The organism is Microcoleus pseudofavosus SVA1_A4 (assembly GCF_036700565.1).
Classification (GTDB): domain Bacteria; phylum Cyanobacteriota; class Cyanobacteriia; order Cyanobacteriales; family Microcoleaceae; genus Microcoleus.
This window is the reverse complement of record NZ_JAUBPE010000170.1, coordinates 1-2,699: the sequence shown is the minus strand read 5'-3', so window position 1 is coordinate 2,699 and position 2,699 is coordinate 1. Positions and strand designations below refer to the sequence as shown.

Here is a 2,699-nt window from a genome sequence, read left to right as displayed (position 1 = left end):
TTACCCTATCTTTTTTCATGCTATTTGTCTAGAGTGCCCTCCCTGTCTGCTCTTCAGGCGACCTGTCGCCCCGTCAGATGCAAGTGCTAAACGTCCAGTCTTTTGGGAAACGAGTTTTGTACAATGCAGCGAAGACTTACGCTTTTCAATTGGAAGCAGCCCAAGGATATCGATTGCTGAAGCCAGTGATTGCTTTGACAATTACTGATTTTGAAATGTTTGCGAGCACCGAAGAATTTATTTCGAGATTTGTGTACAAAGAAGTAAAGAGCAACTTGATTTATCCTGAAAACGAGCTGGATTTAGTGTTTGTAGAGTTACCCAAGTTTACCAAAAGACAGGAGGAACTTGAAACCCTCGCAGATAAATGGATTTATTTCATGAAAAATGCGAGAAGTCTGACATCGGTTCCAGAAACAATGGATAGGATACCGGAAATACATCAAGCTTTTAATATTGCGAATCAAGCCAGTTTGAGCCGAGAGGAAGTGGAAGATTTGGACAGAAGAGAACAGTTTATTTATGACCAACAGGGAGCAATTATTAAAGCTTCTCTGGAAGGTATAGAACAAGGCATAGAACAAGGGATAGAACAAGGGATGCGTTCCAAGGCGATCGCGATCGCCCGACAATTACTCTCACAGCTAGATAATGCCACGATTAGCCAAGTTACCGGGCTTAGCGTTGAGGACGTGCAAAATTTGCGTGAAGCGAAGCTATCCCGAACGGAATCGGGCGATTCATAGTTTAAAGTAATTGGCTACAGGAAGTGAAGCTAGACTTAGTGATGAACGATTTTTGATTATGGATTATAGTAAAAAACTACTGATTCTCGATCTTGATGAAACTTTAATTGTAAGGATTCAGGTCTGAAAAAGGGGAATGAGTTCAGGCCGAGCCAAGTCACAAGAATGGGCAGAAATAGCCTCACGGAAAAAAGCCATTACTGAACGAGCTTGAAAACGACAAGTTTGAATTACACTCAGTAGGTCAGCGGTTTCCTCAAATCGTTTCATCGAACGAGAGCCACCAGAAACTTTCCGCTTAGTTACAGCTAGCCGTAGGGAACGTTCTGCTAAATTATTATCTGGAGGAACCGAGGGGTCATTCAGAAAATACCACCACTGTTCTGCCTTATCTCGTAAGGATTTGAGTAACAGGCCTGCGGTATAACCAACTTGGTTATACCAAGTCGCCAAAGCAAGATTCAATCGTATTTTGAAATCCTGAGCCCACGAGTCGTAGGTGAGTTTATCCTTCGTCTTTCGCCAGGACTCATGGGCGATAAAAGCTTCATCTATTAATGACAGAAATATTTGAGCGACTGCTGCATTATTGTTGCCGGGAAGTCCCAGCACTTTCTTGAAATGCCGTCGTAAATGAGCCAGACACTTCTGTTGAGCTGTGATTTGGCAACCATTATAAACGCTGAAATCATCTGAGCTTAAGACTCCAGCAAATTCTGTGCCCAGCATTGTTTCTAATTCAACACGTCCCCTGGTATCTGCGGCATGGAATAAACAGAATCCCTCTCCACTAGCCGTCCATAGCCATTCTTTGACTCCCATGACACACCGGGGGGGTTTCATCTACATGAACATTTGATTGAAGAGGTGCCCATTTCCACAGTGCATTGAGCGCTGGCTTAACTGCTGCTGCTACTCGTTGATTGGTTTTTTGGAGTGTTCCCACTCCCACTTCAACCCTGCCGAGTTCCCACAACAACGAGCGTCAGCTTGGCGTAAGAAAGATGCCCATAATTTCCCAGCCAAACTAATAGTGCTTGGAGATTAACGCTCAAGTCTTGTCCTGGAATTATTCCCAGGGGTGGTTCTCCTGTGACTACTGCACCACATTCTAGGCATTTACACGATTGTGTCTGATATTCGACGACTTCAATTGGTTTTGCGACTAGACTTGCTACTTGCTGAGAGTGGATGTTAATTACTTCACTTAATTCTTGACTAAGCTGAGACGCAGCTAGATTGTATAATATTAGGACTTACGCATTGACAAAATAACCAAACAGTGTATTGATAAATAATTGTCGTCTCCTTTCTAAGTATGGAACAATGAGAAAAATAACTAAACCCTCTACGGCACAATGCAACGCCGACCTTTACACCTCCTGCATTGTTGTCAGAACCCAAACTGGGAGGATGTAGCAGATTATCAGAGATATTGGGAGATGTTTCTCACGATTCTATCAATCGGTTTTTGTTAAGAGAAAGGTATGAGCCGAAAGACTTATTCAGTCAGATAGAGAAAATAATCAACTTGACAGGAGGGATACTAAGTGTAGACGATACAGTCATAGAAAAAATTTACAGCGACCCTAAAAATGCCGAATTGATTAGTTATTTTTGGTCAGGAAAAGCCCATAAAACAATTATTGGCTTAAATTTAATTACTCTATATTACAGCGATATTAATGGTAATTCAGTTCCAATAAATTACAGGATTTATGATAAAAAGGAGGGAAAAACAAAAAACGATTATTTTAGAGAGATGGTAAGTGAAATAATAAGCTGGGGAGTCAAGCCAAGAATAGTGATAGGAGACAGTTGGTATTCAGGAGTAGAAAACTTAAAATTTCTAAAAAACCAGAAATTGGGTTTTCTGTTCGGAATTGAAAAAAACAGGACAGTATCAAATGAGCCACATAATTATTGCCAGGTAAGCACTCTGGAAATTCCTGA

The 2,699-nt window shown here is 41.3% G+C and carries 1 protein-coding gene and 2 pseudogenes; 2 read left to right on the top strand and 1 reads right to left on the bottom strand.

Annotated elements, in window-relative coordinates:
* Nucleotides 1-71: 71 nt before the first annotated feature.
* Nucleotides 72-746: pseudogene (locus tag QUA02_RS33190) on the top strand (Rpn family recombination-promoting nuclease/putative transposase); the annotation flags it as partial.
* A gap of 117 nt (nt 747-863) precedes the next feature.
* Here QUA02_RS33190 and QUA02_RS33185 read toward each other — a convergent pair.
* Nucleotides 864-1,568 carry an IS66 family transposase gene (locus tag QUA02_RS33185; RefSeq protein WP_333033978.1) on the bottom strand — a complete coding sequence of 235 codons (705 nt, stop codon included), beginning with the start codon at nt 1,566-1,568 and terminating at the stop codon, nt 864-866.
* Between the two features lie 504 nt (nt 1,569-2,072).
* Between QUA02_RS33185 and QUA02_RS33180 the strand changes: the two are divergent.
* Nucleotides 2,073-2,699, top strand: a pseudogene (locus QUA02_RS33180) (transposase); the annotation flags it as partial.

Excerpts from the sequence above, each read along its gene's own strand:
- QUA02_RS33185 (WP_333033978.1), bottom strand. The coding sequence starts at position 1,568 with ATGGGAGTCAAAGAATGGCTATGGACGGCTAGTGGAGAGGGATTCTGT.